The following is a 19,307-nucleotide window of genomic DNA, read 5'->3' as shown; positions in this document are numbered from 1 at the left end:
CGGTAATTGGAACTCATAATAATCAATATTCATTTGTTCGTATTCTTCACGTTCATTTTGAGATAGGGTAAGTGAATATAGTGTTTTAAATAATATATCATTATAAAGTTGTGTATTTTCATTATATAACAACCATATCATCCCTTCAACTATACATTCATTACCATGTGCCTTAGGATTAAATAGTTCTATCTTATAATCGAACAAATTAGACAAAGATTCAAGCTGAGTAATCATATTATCAATTACTTTCTTCTCATTTTGCTTGTTCAATTCTTTCATCTTCATATTCATTCCGAACGTAGCCCCGGCAAATTCTGTCTCAGCCCCTTTGCTCTGTGCATAGCTTACAAGTTTTGAGATACTTACAGTAGCTTTTAATGTTACGAAGAACTTACCATCTGGCATAGCATTAGATGATACCTCGGAATAGTTTTTGATATTTCCACTTGAAATGGTTACAATTTCATCCTTTACCAACTCATCGTTCAGAATAGTTGTATTTGCAGAAACAAATGTACCATACGCCTGTTCTATAGCACTACGAAGGGCTGTCTTTGTTGCTTCATCTTTTGTTGGTCCATCGGCTGAAACCACTAATGTCACTTCATCTGTTTGTTGTGCATACACTACGTTGCAAATAATACATGCAACAAATACTAATAAAAATAATTTTAAATGTTTCATATTATTCCAATGATTTAAATTATTACCATCTGCTTACAATGTTCCTTGTTACATTTTTCGGTTGTCCGTTACCGAAAGCTACTCCAATAGCTTTGCAGGCATCTACAATACTGCGTTTGAAAGCCTGATTGTCTTCATACTGTTTCATCTGAAAATCCCATTCCTTTTTGGCGTCCGCCTCCAGCTTAGAAGAGACTTCTTGACGAAAAGCCACTACCTCATCATAGTTCTTTGCCTGATGGCTTATTTGCCCGATAATACTTGCAACTGCCTGTACTCCGTCTGCATTGGGATGGCTCATCCACTCAGTTTTAGCCTGATTCAGCAATGCGACAGCCTCGCTGTCTATTTTACGGGAATAAATAGCAGAAGCAACGCTTTGACATTTTTGGAAACATTCAGCACAGACGTTTGGCACAGACATCAGACGAAAGATAGCTTCATCGTACTTTTGCATATCTGCTAATGTTTGAGCATTACGCACTATTTCATCGCAATGGTCAGTATAAAATGTAACAATTTTATGACGTGCTTCCACCAGCATGGCCTGCAGCTCCTTATGATTGGGATTAACTTTCGAGAAAGCGGAAATGAACGCCTTGGTTTCATTTGTACCGATACCCGCTAATGATACGGTGCAGGTAGAATATACCTTATTCTCTATAATATCGCCAACCATAAAAGTAACGTCCAGCTTTTGGGAAATACGGGCTGGTGTAGACGGCACCACGTCTTTTGACAGAATATCCACTTTGGCTGTCAGCACAAAGCGGTCGCTGTAACCGTTGTCGGCATAGCCATTGGCGGCAATGGCACGTGTGAGCTTGTTTTCCAGGTTTTTGCACGCCTCTGCTGTTATATCTTCATCGGCAACTACAGCATTCAGCGAAATGCGGCTTTCATCAGATAAGGTTTGCGAGAATAGAGCAACGGAACAGCAGAATGCCATTATCCACAATAATAATATGCGTGCTTTCATAACTTTCTATTTTTCTCCTAATACAATAATGGCTTCTCCTAATCCTCGCATCATTACTTTAGATGTAATGTTATATGGTGGTTTCTGTAGATATTTTCTCAGTTCTGTAGCAAAAGCACGGGCATCCATTGCCCTGCCACGTTCATCAAGTAACGGAATACGTACCTGTTCGAATTGAGCAAAAGTTTCCGTTCCATCGCTATAATTATAAGAAGAATTTACCGTATGTTCAGCCAACCAATCCTGTATGCAATCTGTCAACTCATTACCATCATATTCCGTTTCCAAATCATTTTCCCAATTATCCCAACAACGCACGGTCAAGACTATCTCACGACCTTTCTTCTTTTGTTCGTCATACCAACGCGACATTTGTTCGTCAAATGGCTTGATATTTTCTTTCACAGCTTGTTCCAAAAGTACTGGAATGCCCTCTTTAGATGACTTGGTTGTCCCAGTAGATGTAGCAATACGCTTATTGGTATAAGTATCAAAGGCCTCGAGAGTAAAGGATGCAGAATGCCCTTTAGAATCTCTATTCAGTTTCCACCATATTTGAATTATAATGTCAGACTTTACACGACGTTTGAGTACATCCAATGGAGTTTCATTGAGTGTGGCACCACTTGTCTTACTGAAAGTCACATTGTCCTCTGCTGTTTTTGTAGCTATGCTCTTTATTTCCTGTTCAGCATCCTTCAAGCTATAACCCAACCCCGTAAGTACACCTCCTACTTTACTGATAACTTGTGGCAACTCCGTATCTTCCATAAAGGCTTGTTGGTAATTTGGAACTTTAACCGTACTTCCCTGATTGGAAAATGATGACATGAAATAACGCTGATTACACCAGTTGTCGCTGGGAAGAATCATAATGGTAGGCTTTTTCTGGGCAAACGCACAAAACGAAAATAATAATACAAAGCCAATGAGCCAGGATTTCGCTCTCATAGTATGATATTATGATGCCCCACGGCTCCAATGAAGCGTGTTGATAACAGTGTTTTCATAGACATAAAAAACGTGGAGCCAGTCTGTTACCCGTTCCACGTGTTAAGGCCTTCGCATTGCCCGGTAAGTCGAAACGAGCAACGCTGAAAGCCCCACGTCAGTGTATGTATATAACATTCCCTCTCGTCCCCACGCTACAGGCATGGATACAATGAGGGTATATATAGTACACCCCATAAGGCGTTCCCGTTGCTTTGTTCTTGACTTACCGTTGAAGTTGCGAAGTTCTAACACGTCAAAACCAAAGCGTACAGATACGCATTTTATGTATATGTGTCATACCCACCTATGCCCTTAAGGGGCTTTCAGCAAATATAGACTTTGCAAATATATACATTTTTATCAATTAGATATCAGAAAATGTTTAAATTTTAACAGGAATAGTCAATTTGTAAACCGTAAATATCAATAATCTCACATATTATTTTTACTTTTGAACGTATATTTAAATGAATTTCATAATGACCAAAAACAACCTACTTACAGAACAACTTAGGTACACGGGCGAAAACAAGTATCCCACCAAAATAAACCTGTGTTCATATAAGAAAGAATCCATAACGTTTCACAAAGACATAGAATTCGAGCACCTGCGGGAGCTGATGAACGATGACGAAATAAACTGGATACAGGTTACAGGTATGCAGGACATAGAAAAGGTAAAGAACGTATGCCAGATGTTTGAAATAGATTTCCTCACCACACAGGATATACTGAACCCCAACCATCTGACCAAAATAGAAGAGCATGACGATTACAATGTCCTTATCATCAAACTCCTGACTATGAGTAAAGACAAAGACTACGAACCAATGCAACTTTGTATCATTCAAGGGAAATCGTATGTACTCACCTTTGCGGAAAAAGAAACAGATTTCTTCAACGATATAATCTCCGCCCTGAACAAAAACACGCTGAAGATTCGTCACCGCCAGTCGGACTATCTGCTAAGTGTGATACTGAACAGCTCCATGGCAAACTTCATGTCAGTGCTGACAACCATGGAAGACGAGCTGGAGGATATGGAAGAAGCCCTAATAGTTCCCCACAATCCGGACGCGCCGGGAATAGAAAACATACAGAAATACAGGAAAAACTACCGTATAATAAAGAAATGCATCTTCCCGATGAAGGAACACATCAACAAGCTGTTTCATGCAGACAACGAACTGCTGAACGAACAGCAACGTCCGTTCTTCAACGATGTGAACGACCACCTGCAATTCGTACTTCAGACAATGGAAAGCTGTCGTGACCTTATAACAGCCATCGTTGACCTATACATTTCAAGAAACGACCAACGTCTGAACGACATAATGAAACAGCTCACCATAGTTTCCACTATCTTCATCCCTCTGACATTCCTTGCCGGAATATGGGGAATGAACTTCGAATGGATGCCCGAATTGCACTGGGAATACGGATACCTTTTCGCATGGGCACTGATGCTGACTATGGGTATCTCACTTTTCTTCTTTTTCAGACACAAAAAATGGTAACAGACTATGCGTAAACAGGAATTATACAATAAGGTTATAGAATATTTTGAGAAGGCAATGCCGGTGGCAGAGACCGAGCTACATTACTCAAACCCTTTTGAACTGCTCATTGCAGTGATACTTAGCGCGCAATGTACGGACAAGCGTGTGAACATGATTACTCCCCCGTTGTTTCATGACTTCCCTACTCCAGAAGCCCTTGCCGCAAGCACTCCCGAAGTGATATTCGAATATATCCGCAGTGTGAGCTACCCCAACAATAAGGCCAAGCACCTCGTTGGAATGGCAAAGATGCTCGTAAGCGAATATAACAGCACAGTGCCGGATACACTGGAAAAACTTGTGAAACTACCTGGTGTGGGCCGCAAGACAGCCAATGTAATACAAAGCGTGGTTTTCAATAAAGCCGCAATGGCGGTAGATACACACGTGTTCCGCGTAAGCCACAGAATCGGGCTGGTACCAAAATCATGCACAACTCCGCTTGCCACAGAAAACTACCTGATGAAATATATTCCAAAGGATATTGTCCCGAAAGCACATCACTGGCTGATACTGCACGGAAGGTATGTTTGTATCGCACGTTCGCCCAAATGCGCGGAATGCGGATTGAACGGTATATGCAAGGAATCTTTGAAAGTCAAACCTGAATAACTTATTTAAACAATAACATTTACAGCACCATGAGAAAATTCAATCTTTTATTATCAGCCTTATTTATAAGTCTGACTTGTTTTGCCCAAGAATCATTATGGGGTGGACAAAATATAATTTCACCGGAAATACATCCGGACAACACTGTAACCTTCCGTTTTCATGCACCTAAAGCGGTTCAGGTAAAGGTGACAGGCGACTTCCTGCCTACTGTAAAAATGGATACTAAGTTCGGCAAGGTAGATGTACCGGGAGATGCAGAACTGAAAGAAGGCAAGAATGGTGTTTGGGAATATACCACCCCAAAACCTCTGGCTTCAGAGCTTTACAATTATTCGTTTATAGTTGACGGTCTGAAAGTGACAGATCCGAACAATGTATATGTGAGCCGCGATGTAGCATCCGTTTTCAATATTTTCATTGTGAAAGGAGAGCCTGGCGATTTATACGGCGTGAATAAAGTCCCTCACGGAACAGTGACAAAACGCTGGTACCATAGCGACAAGCTTGGATATGACCGCCGACTGACTGTCTATACTCCGGCAGGCTACGAAAACAGCAACAAGCGTTATCCCGTGCTTTATCTGCTTCACGGAATGGGTGGCGACGAGGATGCCTGGACTACTCTTGGAAGGACAGCACAGATAATGGATAATCTGATAGCCCAGGGAAAGGCAGAACCGATGATAGTGGTGATGCCCAACGGAAATGTAGATCAGGAAGCCGCTCCGGGAGAATCTTCTTTAGGACTATATAAACCTACAATGAATCTTCCCCGAACAATGGAAGGCACTATGGAAAGTACATTCCCTGAAATAATGAAATTCATCGAAAAAAATTACAGGGTTGAGAAGAAAAAATCAAGCCGTGCCATAGCAGGCCTTTCAATGGGAGGATATCATTCACTCCATATCTCCAAAGAATATCCGGACAAATTCGATTATGTCGGTCTTTTCTCTGCAGCAATACTCCCTGACAAGGAAAAAGATTCTGACATCTACAAAAACATGGAAGAGAAACTGGCAAGACAGTTTGGCGACGCTCCAAAACTTTACTGGATTGCGATAGGAAAGACAGACTTCCTGTACGATGCCAACGCGGAATACAGAAAGCTGCTTGACAAGCACAACTACAAATATGTGTATAGGGAAAGCGACGGCGGACACATCTGGCGTAACTGGAGAATATATCTGTCTGAATTTGCTACAATGATTTTCAAATAGAACTATTAATTCATATTACATCAAGATGAGCAACCAAAGTTTTATAGTTTTGGTTGCTCATCTTATTATATGCTTATTTTTACTCAAAAATATAGCGATACTATTAAATCCAACTGTCTGGATATTTCATCAAATCTTTGATTCAAATCAAGGGTTTTAACTATAAATCGGTTTTTACCTATAACAACATCAAGTTCAGGAACTGTTTCCTCTTCCGTTTTTGCGTACAGCAACATGCCTGAAACATTACCGGAATTATCACAATCCTTATTCTTAACATAAGTAAAAATCTGATACATATTTCCAGAATGTATAGTAGCCTTGCCAAACTGAGTTTGAGTCATACTACCATAATACTTGGTGTCAATTATAAGTGTCTTATCTCCATTATGTAATGATATATCTGTTTTCATTGAAGGCAAAAAATCAACAACAGCGCTTTCTGTATCATAAATATCCCATTCAACCATATCCGAATTTGCCTTCAAATATTTGTGATGCTTACGGTAATACTCCAACACAAAACGTTCAAAAAGCTTGTTCATGTGTTCATCAGTAAATGTAGCCATCTTAAACTCGCCTTTCTGAGTTGTCATCAAAACTCCATCAACAATAAAATAGCATATATTCATCAGCATCCTGTAATTCTGATTATTACGCTGAAATTTCAGTAATTTCCATTTTACTGTCATCAGATTTAACTCATGAACATTTCCAAAAAATGGCAAAATAGAACGCAAGCCTTTTTTATATTTATGACGTAAACTGTTATTCCTAATCAATAAAAGTATTGTACTTTTTATTATCTGATTGAAGATATTATCCTCTGACAACTCATCATAATCACATCCCAACAGACTTTTATGTTGTATCATACAGTTGATAGTATCTTCAATATCCAAACGTCCTTTCAACACAGGTAATATTTCATGACAATTTACATATTCTTTATATAGTCCTTGTTTCAGCTGCAACGAAACACCTTTATACAGAATTTCAGCAAATAATTCCAATATCTACTCGAAATCCTCCTTTGCAATATCATCATAGTTGTTCTTACGTAATTCCTGAAAAGCATAAGTCAACATATAATAAATATTGCGAATCAATATGCCTTTGTCTCTAGTCATTCAATGCTGATTTTAATTTTTCAGACCATTCATTAACTTTATTCTTATTATCGAACCAATATTCTTCAAGCATTGGGATGATATCATACTCTACCACTCCCCTTAAAAAATCATCAGTAACATCCACAGGATTTTTAAAACATAAATAGCTGTGACCTATTTCAAATCCGCTTCCTAAAGAATCATCCTCTATTATCTTTTTATTAAGTTCTATTATCTTCCTGACAAGTTTGTCAAGTTTTGGATTTGTTACCGATGAACATTTTTCTTAAAACCTTCTGTTTCAAATCCTGGTTTGATATTAAAGAAACTGAATCTTCGGCGAAGAGCATAATCTATCATAGCTAGACTTCTGTCGGCTGTGTTCATCATTCCTATTATATATAGATTTTCCGGAACATAGAACTTTTCGCCTGTATAAGCCAGTGTCATCTTATTCTTTTCGCCACGATAATCTTTTTCAATAAGCATAAGCAGTTCACCGAAAATCTTTGACAGATTACCTCTATTTATTTCATCAATTATAAAGAAGTAGTCCTTATCCCTATTATTCTTTGCAAGGGTGCAGAAATCATAGAAGATTCCTTTTCGAAGAATAAACTTATCTTCTACAGGTCTGTATCCCATTATAAAATCTTCATACGAATAATTTTGGTGAAACTGTATGAAGCATATACGACTGTCATCTTTAACTCCCATAACAGAATAGGCCAATCTTTTAGCGCTGAACGTCTTTCCCACACCTGGCGCCCCTTGTAGAATTACATTCTTCTTTACTTTCAACTGGTGAGATAGTCTATCGTAATCCTTTTCATCCATGAATACTTCATTAAGGAAATCCGATTTACTGTATTTCTCCAAAGGCACAACATCCGGCAACTTATTGCTTTCTCTGATAAGATCAATGATAATCTCATATTCAGCACAAGTCAATTTAAAGAAACTACCATTAGGATTAACAAGGAATTCCATATTTCTCAGTTCCGCTATTTCCTTAATAGTAGAAAAGTCTATAGGTGAAGATAATGTCTCTGTTTTCCTGAACATTATCTTTTCTCCATCATTGGCTTTTGCCACTTCGGCAAGTCCTAAAATCTGTTTTGTAGGATTTGATTCATAACATACTACAATATCACCTTCCTTGGCATCAATAAAATTCTGATAAATACGTCGCTTGTTGCCGTTATCATTAAATAAAGTATAGTCCTGAATCTCTCCAACTACCCATTCAGACATACTCCAGACCTTAGGGTTGGCATTAAGCCACCAATAGTTCCTTTGCGAATGTTCCTCCGTTTCATCCATTGGGGTTTCTACAAGTTCATTAAGTCGTTTTACATAATCCTTATACTTTGTTATATCAGTAAGGGTTTTCATTACTATCTGTTCATCAATATACCAATCACCAACCTTTTCCCACTTTACTGAACGTATATGCTTGTATTCCTCCCGTTCATCATCATAATCATAACTGCCATTTACTACTCCACGACCTATTATATTATGAAGTCCCTTTTTAGCAAACACTATATCACCTACATTCATAACCTGTGCAAATTCCCATGTAGCCAGGCTATCATTCATATACGATTTATTAGCACCGTATATTTCCTTCATACGATTAACCATATCTTCGCGAGATGAGTATTGGCTAAGATCATTCATATCATCCCAGCCCAAATACATTTCTGAATTTTCCAAACATTCATCCCATTTTCTTGCACCTTCTCCGGGAGCATACATCCACGTCTTAACCTCTTCTTGATTTTCCTGCGCATCTGAAGACATTCTATTCATATAATTATTTACATAATATGCCAAGTCAACAGTAGCTGTTTTCATATCCAAATCCTGATAACAGTCTGCTGTCATTGATTTTTCAAACATTTCACGCAATTCTGCATCTTTTACCAGAACATCAGAAATCTCATCATATAGCTTATATGTTTTCACTACAGCTTCAGCACCAAGAGAACGTAGTTTTATCTTCCCTACAAGTCTCTCAAACATTTCCTGAGCTATTGATGGTTTATATATATAATATTTATCTGGAAAACGAAGCCATAGATATGTACTGATAACGTTATATGTCTGATAATGATTCTTATTCCCTTCGGAATCCCATTTTGCATGAACAGACTCTATTCCTTTCCTAAAAGACTCAATACGCATTACCAAATCTTGACTTTCATCATAAAGATTTTTAAATAACACACGCACTTCTTCAGGAAATGAATCGGCATAACTATTTATCATCCTACGAGGGAAATTATTCCTTGATAATAAAAGATTATCAGTTTTTGAAAGAGATAATTTCAACATTGTCGGAAAATCTTCTGAATCAATATTCCAATTATCCTGAAAGCACTTAACTGCCTTCCATTTATAAATCTCTTTTAGTATTATATCATTAAAGTCTTTCTTGTATTCCCTAATCAGTTCTTCTAACTTCAAATTATCCATAGCATTGATATTTAAATTTATTTATAAGGCCTTCCCCGCCAATAACGATTCATACTGATAACTTGTATTCTCATAATACATAGAACTATTATAGTCATCAATTTTTGTAATAATCCATGAATTATAGACTTTTATAAGGGCACTAATTATGTCTCCATCCGAATTATCAGCAAATTTAAGGATAATACGTTGTAGTACTTTACCAATATCCCAATGCGTAGGAATAACGTCTTCAGCCTTTGATACATTATCATAGTGTCCTGGAACTATACCATACATATTAATGATTTCGTCTGTTACCTTATCAATATTCTCGCAATGATATACCTCAGCCAATTCATAATAATGTTCCAGTCCTTTCCGACCTAAAGCATTGACAATGACACTACGTTCATTTTTTGTTTGCCTTCCGATATATTCTATTAAACTGCATAAAAAGAACAAATCATTCTGTTTACTGTCTTCTCTTCCATTCATTTTTATTTCCTCATTATAAATGACTAAAATGCAATGTATCTCCAAAATTAGTAAAAGAACTCTTTCCGTGCAAACCGAGAATCATTTTTTATCCCCTACCTACGCAAAATGAGCAACCCAAGCCCCAGCCCCGGTTACTCATTTTTTCATATTAATGCAATATTAAAATCAATGATTATGACACTCATGCCCGTCGTCGCCATGATGGCTGCATGCCTCGCCTGAGTCTTTCAACTCACCTTTGAGATAAGCCTCAACTACATCCATCACAGGACCGCTGCAACCTCTCACTACCTCGATTCCACAAGACGACAGTTTGTTGAGGGCACCCATACCCATATTGCCGGCAAGCATAAGTGTCACACCATCTTCCTGAAGCTGGTATGCAATGTTCGACTTACATCCGCATCCTTCGGGTGAAGGCATAATTTCTGTTTTTGCAACTTCATTATTGTCATTGACAGTTATAATCGTGTAGAACGCACAATGTCCGAAATGGTCGTCAATATTGCCATTTCTTGTCGGTAATGCTATTTTCTTCATATATCTATAAAAATAAAATAATACTTACATTTTTTCTCCATGACCGCACGCAAAGAAGTCTGTCAGGAGTTCCGGAACCGGCAGACCTTCGCATTTCAGTTTCTCCATACAGTGCATGGCCTACGTTGTGAGAGAGAAATAAATCTGGCGTTTGTCCTTGTCGCCGAAATCCCTTATCAAAAATCCCTTGTCCTCTATCGAGCGAAGGACTTTTGAGAGGTGCGACGACTTAAATCCCGTGATTTGTGAAATCTCTCCTGCGGCAACCTTCCTGCTGCCAATGCTGCACATCACCATAGCCTCGTTGAGTGATATGCCGTAAATCTCCATAAGGCTATCCTCCAGTTCGGTGATAGCCTTATAAAGTTCACGCATCTTGCATATACATGATATTTTCTCCATGCGTCAGATAAACAGATTTACGTTAGACTCCTGTGCCCGATCCATGTATGTGGCTACTCCGCCTATCGTTACATTGTCGAGCAACTCTTCTTTCTTCACTCCCATTACGTCCATCGACATCTGGCAGGCAATAAACTCTACGCCATTGTCGATAGCCTGTTGTCTGAGGGATTCCAGCGATTCGATACCCTTGTTCTTCATGATGTATCTCATCATCTTCGAGCCGATACCGCCCATATTCATCTTCGAGAGTTTGAGTTTCTTAGAACTTGAAGGAAGCATCATGCCGAACATCTTGCCGAAGATGTCTTTCTGTACACTCGGCTTGCGTTCCTTCTTGATGGCATTCAGTCCCCAGAATGTGAAGAAGATAGTAACTTTCTTCCCTGTGGCTGCTGCTCCGTTTGCCAGTACAAATGTGGCAAGAGCCTTGTCGAGGTCATCACTGAAGAGGATGAATGACTTTCCGTCTGCCGAAGGCTGCTGCTTTACTGCCTCTGCGGCACATGCTGTAGCCTTCTCGATTACGACCTTATATATACCTGCAGATGGTGAAGAAGATATGAACTTATTACCGGTTGCACGGCACCATGATTCTGCATCTCTCGGGAAACCGGCATCTGTAGCTGATATTTCAAGTCTTTCACCCGGTTTGAGTCCTTCCATTGTCTTTTTCAGTTTCAATATCGGACCGGGGCACTGCATTCCGCAGGCATCAACCTTTATGGTTTTTGCTTCGCTCTGTTCCACTACACACGAACATGCCTCTTTTGCCTCGGCTGCACACTTCATGGCATCATCGCTGGGAGTGCAGACTTTTGTCACGGCAGCCTTGTATGTCTTTACACCACCTATCAGATTACGCACATCCTTGAACCCGTTTTCCTTCAAAATGTTCGATGCAAGATAACCTCTCAACCCAACTCCACAATAGAGGAATACAGGTTTGTCAGTCGGTATCTCGCCCATTCTGTCGCGCATATCGTCAAGAGGGATATTTATCGAGCCGTGTATATTGCCCAAAGAATATTCGTCAGGAGTTCTCACATCTATAAGAGTGACTTTAGAAAGATCCGCATCGCGAAGCTCACGCCAGTAAAGCGGAGTCATCTTGCCTGAAAGGATGTTTCCTGCCACATAACCTGAAACAGCCACAGGGTCTTTTGCTGACGAGAACGGTGGAGCGTACGCATGTTCCAGTCTTGTAAGGTCATACACTGTACCTGCGTTTTTCACAACTAAAGCATACTCGTCTATACGCTTATCTACACCGTCATAACCCACTATCTGCGCCCCATACAGACGACCGTCCTCCGGAGAGAAAGTAATCTTTATATCCATCTGCAACGCTCCCGGATAATAACCGGCATGTGAACCTGAATGTATAGTAGCAGAAAGGTAAGGTATTTCCATCTGTTTCAGACGCTTTGCAGGAAGACCTGTAGAAGCTACCGTAAGGTCGAACACCTTGGCGATGGCTGTTCCTATCGAACCTTCGTATTTCACCTTGTTGCCGAACACCATATTGTCGGCCACAATTCTTGCCTGACGGTTTGCCGGCCCAGCAAGGAAGTTTAGCCATGGCTTGCCTGTTACGGGATGAGGGAACTCTATAGCATCGCCCACCGCATATACGTCGGCATCCGATGTCTGAAGATATTCATTCACATATATACCCTTCATCTCTCCCAGTTTCAATCCAGCCTCTGCCGCAAGTCTTGTTTCTGCACGCACACCGATAGAGAGTATCACCAGCTCGGCAGTAAGCGAGATTCCGGACTTGAAGTTTACATCAAGCGAAGTGCCGTTATCTTTGAAAGACTCAACCGCCTGTTCAAGATACAGCTTCACGCCCTGCTGCTGCAGATGTTCGTGTACGAGTGCCGCCATGGAATAGTCGATAGGTCCCATCACCTGATTTGCCATTTCCACTACAGCCACTTCCATTCCGGCATGTTTAAGGTTTTCAGCCATCTCAAGACCGATAAAACCACCACCCACAATCACAGCACGCTTTACAGTGTTCTTGCCGATATATTCCTTGATTTTGTCAGTATCGTTTACGTTTCTCAGTGTGAATATCCCTTTGCTGTCTATTCCCTGCAACGGCGGAACCACAGGCGATGCTCCCGGCGACAACAGAAGTTTGTCGTACTGCTCGGTATATTCCCTGCCGTCCTTGGTACGCACAGCAACTGTCTTCTTCCTCACGTCAACCGAAACAACTTCCGAATTCGTCCTTACGTCGATGTTGAATCTCTTTCCGAAAGCCTCCGGAGTCTGAACAAAGAGTTTATTCCTGTCGTCTATCACTCCGCCGATATAATATGGCAATCCACAGTTAGCATACGAGATGTACTGTCCTTTCTCGAACATAATAATCTCAGCCTTCTCCGTGTTTCTGCGAATCCTTGCCGCTGCAGTGGCTCCTCCTGCCACACCTCCTACTATAAGATACTTCATAATGTATTATTGTTTTTATTATTTCATTCACCGCTTAAAACATTTTCCATTGGAAACTTTTGTAAAGAAATAACTATTTTCCCAATAAACAAAATGATTAACATTTATTACGGGTAATATGGAAGGGATTAAACATCCTAATAAAACCTATCATGAAACGGAAACAAAACCCTTTCGATTCGACATTTTCTATAAATATATAAGTTGTATTTATAGATTATGTAAGGTTATTTGCAGGTTTGTGACTTGAATATTCATTTTATATATGGTATAAAGGATTTCAAACATTTTCCATTTTACGACAAAAACAACTAAAAACATTTTCCATTTTACGACAAAAACAATCTAAAACATTTTGCCATATCATGAATTTACAGTATTTTAGTACACGTAACAATGTAATTATCAGTTATAATGGCAGCAGATAGAATATTCAAAAGAAAGATATATGATAGGATGCTCAAATGGAAAGCAGAAAGCAACGGTAATACCGCTCTATTAATAAAAGGAGCACGACGTGTCGGCAAATCAACTATAGCTGAAGAATTTGCACGCAAAGAATATGAATCATATATTCTGATTGATTTCTCAATAGCAGACAAAAGCGTAAAAGAATTGTTTAATCAATTATCCGATCTTAACTTCTTTTTTTTACGTTTACAATCACTATTCAACACCTCATTGCATCAAAGAAAATCCGTTATAATTTTTGATGAAGTACAACTTTACCCTCCGGCAAGACAGGCAATAAAACACTTGGTAAAAGACCATAGATACGATTATATAGAAACCGGTTCCCTACTTTCAATCAAAAAGAATGTAAAAGGCATTCTGATACCAAGCGAAGAAACCAGGATATCAATGTATCCAATGGACTACGAAGAATTTCTTTGGGCAGTAAATAAGGCTCCAACATTCGAACTTATACAATATTCATTCAACAATCTAAAATCAATGGGGGATGCTGTAAACAGGGAATTAATGAAAGATTTCCGTTTATACATGCTCATTGGAGGAATGCCACAAGCTGTGAATGAATATTTAAACTCAAATGATTTCTCTACTGTAGATGCAATTAAACGAAATATTCTGGAATTATATATGGATGATTTCCGAAAAATAGACCCTACAGGTAAAGCCTCACGACTTTTTCTCTCTATCCCTTCTGAATTATCACGCAACACAATGCGTTATAAGATCGGGAGCATAATAGAAAATGCCACAGCTTCACGCCTTGGAGAATTATTGATGGATATGGCGGATTCGATGACTGTGAATTTTGCATATCATGCTAACGATCCAAGTGTAGGCTTACCACTTCATGCAGACTATGATTGTTTCAAGATGTTCCTGAATGATACAGGATTGTTTGTAACTTTAGCATTTATGGATAAAGACTACACCGACAATGACATATATCGTAAATTACTTTCCGATAAATTAAGTACAGATTTGGGATATGTTTATGAAAATGTTATTGCACAAATCCTAAAAAGTTCAGGAAACGAATTATTCTATTATACTTTTAAGGAAAAAGTTGAAAAAGTCAATGCAGAGGACAACCCTGTTGTACGCAATTATGAAGTAGATTTCTTATTATCCCGAAAAGATAAAATCTGCCCAATTGAAGTCAAGTCATCGGGTTACAATTCCCATAAATCATTAGATAAGTTTCAGGAAAAATATTCGTCAAGAATAAAGAACCGTTATCTTTTATATACAAAAGATGTACGCAAAGACAAAGATATATTATGTCTTCCTGTTTATATGGCAGGACTCTTGTAAAGTATTAGCTTTTATTGAACTTAAAACCAAAATAAAAAAATTAAAGCCGCTGAAGAACTATCTCCAACGGCTTTAATCATATTTATCATTATATCTATCAATCTTCCATCAGCTTGCGGTAACGTACCCTCTTAGGCTCCACATTACCCATACGCTTCATCTTGTTTTCTTCGTATTCGGTATATGATCCTTCGAAGTAGAACACTTCGCTATTTCCTTCGAAAGCAAGGATGTGAGTACAGATACGGTCGAGGAACCAACGGTCGTGACTGATTACTACGGCACATCCTGCAAAATCCTCAAGACCTTCTTCAAGGGCACGAAGAGTGTTTACGTCGATATCGTTGGTAGGCTCGTCGAGAAGTAATACGTTGCCTTCTTCTTTCAGTGCCATTGCAAGGTGAAGACGGTTTCTCTCACCACCAGAAAGCATTCCGCATAGTTTTTCCTGGTCGGCACCTGAGAAATTGAAGCGGCTCAGATATGCGCGGGCATTGACATCGCGGTTACCCATACGGATAAGGTCGTTTCCGCCGCTTATCACCTGATATACACTCTTGTTAGGGTCGATATCCTTGTGCTGCTGATCGACGTATGCCACTTTTACAGTCTCTCCTACTTCAAATTCGCCCTTATCAGCCTTTTCAAGTCCCATAATCAGACGGAAGAGGGTTGTCTTACCGGCACCGTTAGGACCGATGACACCTACTATACCGTTAGGTGGAAGCATGAAGTTGAGGTCGTCGAACAGAAGCTTGTCACCGTATGCCTTAGCCACGTGCTTGGCTTCAATAACCTTGTTACCGAGACGTGGTCCGTTAGGAATGAAGATTTCAAGTTTTTCTTCCTTAGCCTTAACGTCTTCGTTGAGGAGTTTGTCGTATGAGTTAAGACGTGCCTTACCTTTAGCCTGACGTGCCTTAGGAGCCATGCGCACCCATTCAAGCTCGCGTTCGAGAGTCTTGCGACGCTTGCTGGCAGTTTTTTCTTCCATCTCCATACGTTTTGTCTTCTGTTCAAGCCAGCTTGAATAGTTACCCTTCCATGGAATACCTTCACCACGGTCAAGTTCAAGTATCCATCCCGCAACGTGGTCGAGGAAGTAACGGTCGTGGGTAACGGCAATTACCGTACCTTCATATTGCTGCAAATGCTGTTCCAGCCAGTCGATACTTTCTGCATCAAGGTGGTTGGTAGGCTCGTCAAGAAGGAGGATATCAGGTTTCTGAAGGAGGAGACGGCACAATGCCACACGACGGCGTTCACCTCCCGAAAGGTTCTTCACCAACTGGTCTTCAGGCGGACAGCGCAGTGCGTCCATAGCACGTTCCAGCTTACTGTCGAGGTTCCATGCATCGGTAGCATCGATTATATCCTGCAGTTCTGCCTGGCGTGCAAAGAGTGCATCCATCTTCTCCGGGTCTTCGTAATATTCCGGCAGACCGAATTTATTGTTGATTTCTTCATACTCTGCCAGTGTATCTACGACTTGCTGAACACCTTCCATTACTACTTCCTTCACTGTCTTTGTATCGTCCAGCTGTGGTTCCTGAGCAAGATATCCCACTGAATATCCCGGCGAGAACACAACTTCGCCTTGGTAGCTTTTCTCGATACCGGCAATGATTTTCATCAAAGTTGACTTACCGGAACCGTTCAAACCTATGATACCGATTTTAGCTCCATAGAAAAAGGATAGGTAGATGTCTTTCAATACCTGCTTGTTGTTCTGGAATGATTTGCTCACTCCGACCATCGAAAAGATAATTTTTTTGTCGTCTGCCATATTCTTTATTATTTATTTAATTGTTGATTTATTATCCATTCTTTTCTGAAAATATCTGCGCGTAAACAGGAGATAGCATATCAGACCTGCCATACATATTCCACCTGCCAGAGTCAATGGCTGGGATTCGTAATACCGGCATACGTAAAATCCTAAGGCAACTCCCATCATTATACCTATTTCCCACATCAACTGATAGGTGTGGTATCCCGTGCCGCGCTCGCAATGTTTAGGCAACTTTATCATTATCTTCAGAAACTGACACATTGCAGAAGCTACACCAAGCCCCATCATAACCCCTGCTGCACACAGAACAAGATGATGCTGATATGCCGAAATGAGATAAAGCGAAAGAGTCATGAATACATATCCTGTCACAACACGCACTATATCATCGGCCTCCTTCTTTATCGCTCTTGGAATAAACCAGAAGATGACAAATCCAAGTGCAATACAAAGATAGAAAAAAGAATCGGGATTATATGCCAATACCGTTCCCAAAACGAAAGGTACTGTCATCATATTTATCCCCGGAGGAATGTTTCTGAAAAGTATGAACCTGTCGAAAGAGAACAAAGGCGGTTCGAGAGGTGCACGAAAACATACATTAACCATCGACACAAGAAACAATGCCACACCGGCAAAGCCTGCAGATATATACATCATATTGTTCAAGGAGAAAACAGAAGATAAATACAATCCGCCGGATACACCCAAAAGCATACCCAAACCTCCAGAGAAAGCAAACACCCAATTGGCCTTGCTTCTGAAAGTGCTTGGTGTAACGTCGATGACAAGCGTACTTCCGGTAACCATGAGAGCAATGGCAAATAATGCTCCCTGAAGAGCACGCAGAGCGTATATCATCCACATCTGATCGGCATACGGATAAAGTAATCCGAGAAGAGCAAACAGCAGGATGCTGCGCGTACACACATTTTTTCGCTTAAATGCATCTACAAGATAATTATTGACTGCTCCAGGCAAGAACAGTGCTATTCCGAACAAAGACGACACTAAAGAGGCCCCTGTTGGTGAATATCCCCATTTGCCTGTAATCCAGGCCTGCAACACCGGAAAAAGCATGTAGACGCTTATGTATAACAATACATTGGACAGAATAAGAAGTATGAAGTTCTTATTCCAGAATACCTGCTCCGGAGTATTGTAAGAAGTACTAAACATACATTACACTTAAATAGAAAAAACACAGGACTAACAAATGAAGATACTCAAACCTTTATTAATGCAAGGCTTTACGTTCTTCATTTATTAGTCCTTTTCTTATATTTTTGAATTAGTATTGTTCTGATTCATTAGGGAAATCGCTAGATTTCACATCACTTACATATTGACCTATAGCATCTGCCATAACAGTGTGAAGGTCGGCATAACGGCGAAGGAACTTAGGGCTGAAGCCTTTTGTCATTCCTAGCATATCTGTTACCACCAGTACCTGTCCGTCAACTCCACCTCCGGCACCGATACCGATTACAGGGATTGTAAGCTCTGAAGCAACTCTCGTAGCCAATGCTGCCGGTATCTTTTCAAGTACAAGTGCAAAGCATCCTGCCTCTTCCAAAAGGTGTGCGTCGCGGATAAGCTTTTCAGCCTCAGCATCCTCCTTGGCACGCACTGTATATGTTCCGTATTTATTGATAGACTGAGGCATAAGTCCCAAATGTCCCATTACAGGCATTCCTGCACCTATTATCTTCTTTACAGTGTCAATGATTTCTTCGCCACCTTCCAGTTTCAAGGCATCAGCGTGAGTTTCCTTCATGATGCGGATAGCATTGCGTACACCGTCGTACGCATCTGCCTGATATGTTCCGAAAGGCATATCTACTACTACAAGAGCACGTTTCACGCCTCGCATAACAGATTTTCCGTGATAAATCATCTGTTCTATTGTGATAGGAAGTGTTGTTACGTTTCCTGCCATTACGTTTGATGCTGAGTCTCCCACAAGGATAACGTCAACTCCGGCTCCGTCGACAATCTGTGCCATTGTGTAATCGTATGAGGTAAGCATAGAAATCTTCTCGCCTCTCTGTTTCATTTCTGTCAAACGGTGTGTGGTAACCTTACGCACATCACCAGATAAATATCCTGCCATACTTTCTTTTTTATTTAAGTCAGTTTAAAAACTCGGCAAAATTAGATGTTTTATATCATTTAAACAAATTAAGTGTGATTTTACTT

Annotated in this window: 15 protein-coding genes and 1 pseudogene; 4 read left to right on the top strand and 12 right to left on the bottom strand. The window is 40.0% G+C overall.

Annotated elements, in window-relative coordinates; all coding sequences use genetic code 11:
- From I6E11_RS04100 to I6E11_RS04090, 3 genes are all read right to left on the bottom strand, one after another.
- Positions 1 to 687: hypothetical protein (locus I6E11_RS04100; RefSeq protein ID WP_235336545.1), on the bottom strand; the 687-nt coding region annotated here is incomplete at its 3' end.
- A 22-nt stretch (positions 688 to 709) separates the two neighbouring features.
- The gene (locus tag I6E11_RS04095) at positions 710 to 1,666 is read right to left on the bottom strand and encodes a hypothetical protein (RefSeq protein ID WP_235336543.1); all 957 of its coding nucleotides are present in this window, start codon (positions 1,664 to 1,666) and stop codon (positions 710 to 712) included.
- Positions 1,667 to 1,672: 6 nt separating this feature from the next.
- The gene (locus I6E11_RS04090) at positions 1,673 to 2,617 is read right to left on the bottom strand and encodes a DUF6175 family protein (protein WP_235336541.1); all 945 of its coding nucleotides are present in this window, start codon (positions 2,615 to 2,617) and stop codon (positions 1,673 to 1,675) included.
- A gap of 521 nt (positions 2,618 to 3,138) precedes the next feature.
- Between I6E11_RS04090 and corA the strand changes: the two genes are divergently transcribed.
- The 3 genes from corA to I6E11_RS04075 are packed head-to-tail and all read left to right on the top strand — an operon-like array spanning position 3,139 to position 6,053.
- Entirely contained in the window at positions 3,139 to 4,176 is a 1,038-nt protein-coding gene (gene corA / locus I6E11_RS04085; RefSeq protein ID WP_235336540.1) for a magnesium/cobalt transporter CorA, read from the top strand.
- Positions 4,177 to 4,182: 6 nt separating this feature from the next.
- On the top strand, positions 4,183 to 4,830 hold the full coding sequence (gene nth, locus I6E11_RS04080) for an endonuclease III (protein ID WP_204507673.1): 648 nt from the start codon (positions 4,183 to 4,185) through the stop codon (positions 4,828 to 4,830).
- A 29-nt stretch (positions 4,831 to 4,859) separates the two neighbouring features.
- Entirely contained in the window at positions 4,860 to 6,053 is a 1,194-nt protein-coding gene (locus tag I6E11_RS04075) for an esterase (protein ID WP_235336539.1), read from the top strand.
- Positions 6,054 to 6,136: 83 nt separating this feature from the next.
- Here I6E11_RS04075 and I6E11_RS04070 read toward each other — a convergent pair whose 3' ends face one another.
- The 6 genes and pseudogenes from I6E11_RS04070 to I6E11_RS04045 form a co-directional block, all read right to left on the bottom strand.
- A complete protein-coding gene (locus I6E11_RS04070; RefSeq protein WP_235336538.1) occupies positions 6,137 to 7,066 on the bottom strand; it encodes a 5-methylcytosine restriction system specificity protein McrC in 930 nt (309 codons plus the stop codon).
- A gap of 366 nt (positions 7,067 to 7,432) precedes the next feature.
- Positions 7,433 to 9,646: a DUF8426 domain-containing protein gene (locus I6E11_RS04065; protein ID WP_235336537.1), complete on the bottom strand. Its 2,214-nt coding sequence runs from the start codon at positions 9,644 to 9,646 to the stop codon at positions 7,433 to 7,435.
- A gap of 21 nt (positions 9,647 to 9,667) precedes the next feature.
- Positions 9,668 to 10,123 (bottom strand): hypothetical protein, encoded by a 456-nt coding sequence (locus I6E11_RS04060; RefSeq protein WP_235336536.1) that lies wholly within the window; start codon positions 10,121 to 10,123, stop codon positions 9,668 to 9,670.
- Between the two features lie 168 nt (positions 10,124 to 10,291).
- Positions 10,292 to 10,666: a NifB/NifX family molybdenum-iron cluster-binding protein gene (locus I6E11_RS04055; protein ID WP_235336535.1), complete on the bottom strand. Its 375-nt coding sequence runs from the start codon at positions 10,664 to 10,666 to the stop codon at positions 10,292 to 10,294.
- A gap of 24 nt (positions 10,667 to 10,690) precedes the next feature.
- Positions 10,691 to 11,068 (bottom strand): annotated as a pseudogene (locus I6E11_RS04050) (MarR family winged helix-turn-helix transcriptional regulator).
- A gap of 3 nt (positions 11,069 to 11,071) precedes the next feature.
- Positions 11,072 to 13,531 carry a DsrE/DsrF/DrsH-like family protein gene (locus tag I6E11_RS04045; RefSeq protein WP_235336534.1) on the bottom strand — a complete coding sequence of 820 codons (2,460 nt, stop codon included), beginning with the start codon at positions 13,529 to 13,531 and terminating at the stop codon, positions 11,072 to 11,074.
- Positions 13,532 to 13,945: 414 nt separating this feature from the next.
- Here I6E11_RS04045 and I6E11_RS04040 point away from each other — a divergent pair, with 414 nt between their 5' ends.
- Positions 13,946 to 15,316 (top strand): ATP-binding protein, encoded by a 1,371-nt coding sequence (locus I6E11_RS04040; RefSeq protein ID WP_235336533.1) that lies wholly within the window; start codon positions 13,946 to 13,948, stop codon positions 15,314 to 15,316.
- A 97-nt stretch (positions 15,317 to 15,413) separates the two neighbouring features.
- Here I6E11_RS04040 and ettA read toward each other — a convergent pair whose 3' ends face one another.
- From ettA to panB, 3 genes are all read right to left on the bottom strand, one after another.
- Complete coding sequence (gene ettA / locus I6E11_RS04035) at positions 15,414 to 17,102, bottom strand: energy-dependent translational throttle protein EttA (protein ID WP_204404804.1); 1,689 nt, start codon at positions 17,100 to 17,102, stop codon at positions 15,414 to 15,416.
- Between the two features lie 12 nt (positions 17,103 to 17,114).
- Positions 17,115 to 18,287, bottom strand: a complete 1,173-nt coding sequence (locus I6E11_RS04030) for an MFS transporter (RefSeq protein WP_235336532.1) — start codon at positions 18,285 to 18,287, stop codon at positions 17,115 to 17,117.
- A gap of 112 nt (positions 18,288 to 18,399) precedes the next feature.
- The gene (gene panB / locus I6E11_RS04025; RefSeq protein WP_235336530.1) at positions 18,400 to 19,221 is read right to left on the bottom strand and encodes a 3-methyl-2-oxobutanoate hydroxymethyltransferase; all 822 of its coding nucleotides are present in this window, start codon (positions 19,219 to 19,221) and stop codon (positions 18,400 to 18,402) included.
- Positions 19,222 to 19,307: the final 86 nt, after the last annotated feature.

The sequence above is a fragment of the Bacteroides caecigallinarum genome (assembly GCF_021531075.1).
In the GTDB taxonomy this organism is placed as follows: Bacteria; Bacteroidota; Bacteroidia; order Bacteroidales; family Bacteroidaceae; genus Phocaeicola; species Phocaeicola caecigallinarum_B.
The sequence above is the reverse complement of the archived record's forward strand: the minus strand, read 5'-3'. Positions and strand labels throughout refer to the sequence as shown.

Excerpts from the sequence above, each read along its gene's own strand:
- I6E11_RS04095 (WP_235336543.1), bottom strand. The coding sequence starts at position 1,666 with ATGAAAGCACGCATATTATTATTGTGGATAATGGCATTCTGCTGTTCC.
- I6E11_RS04090 (WP_235336541.1), bottom strand. The coding sequence starts at position 2,617 with ATGAGAGCGAAATCCTGGCTCATTGGCTTTGTATTATTATTTTCGTTT.
- corA (WP_235336540.1), top strand. The coding sequence starts at position 3,139 with ATGACCAAAAACAACCTACTTACAGAACAACTTAGGTACACGGGCGAA.
- nth (WP_204507673.1), top strand. The coding sequence starts at position 4,183 with ATGCGTAAACAGGAATTATACAATAAGGTTATAGAATATTTTGAGAAG.
- I6E11_RS04075 (WP_235336539.1), top strand. The coding sequence starts at position 4,860 with ATGAGAAAATTCAATCTTTTATTATCAGCCTTATTTATAAGTCTGACT.
- I6E11_RS04065 (WP_235336537.1), bottom strand. The coding sequence starts at position 9,646 with ATGGATAATTTGAAGTTAGAAGAACTGATTAGGGAATACAAGAAAGAC.
- I6E11_RS04060 (WP_235336536.1), bottom strand. The coding sequence starts at position 10,123 with ATGAATGGAAGAGAAGACAGTAAACAGAATGATTTGTTCTTTTTATGC.
- I6E11_RS04055 (WP_235336535.1), bottom strand. The coding sequence starts at position 10,666 with ATGAAGAAAATAGCATTACCGACAAGAAATGGCAATATTGACGACCAT.
- I6E11_RS04045 (WP_235336534.1), bottom strand. The coding sequence starts at position 13,531 with ATGAAGTATCTTATAGTAGGAGGTGTGGCAGGAGGAGCCACTGCAGCG.
- I6E11_RS04040 (WP_235336533.1), top strand. The coding sequence starts at position 13,946 with ATGGCAGCAGATAGAATATTCAAAAGAAAGATATATGATAGGATGCTC.
- ettA (WP_204404804.1), bottom strand. The coding sequence starts at position 17,102 with ATGGCAGACGACAAAAAAATTATCTTTTCGATGGTCGGAGTGAGCAAA.
- I6E11_RS04030 (WP_235336532.1), bottom strand. The coding sequence starts at position 18,287 with ATGTTTAGTACTTCTTACAATACTCCGGAGCAGGTATTCTGGAATAAG.
- panB (WP_235336530.1), bottom strand. The coding sequence starts at position 19,221 with ATGGCAGGATATTTATCTGGTGATGTGCGTAAGGTTACCACACACCGT.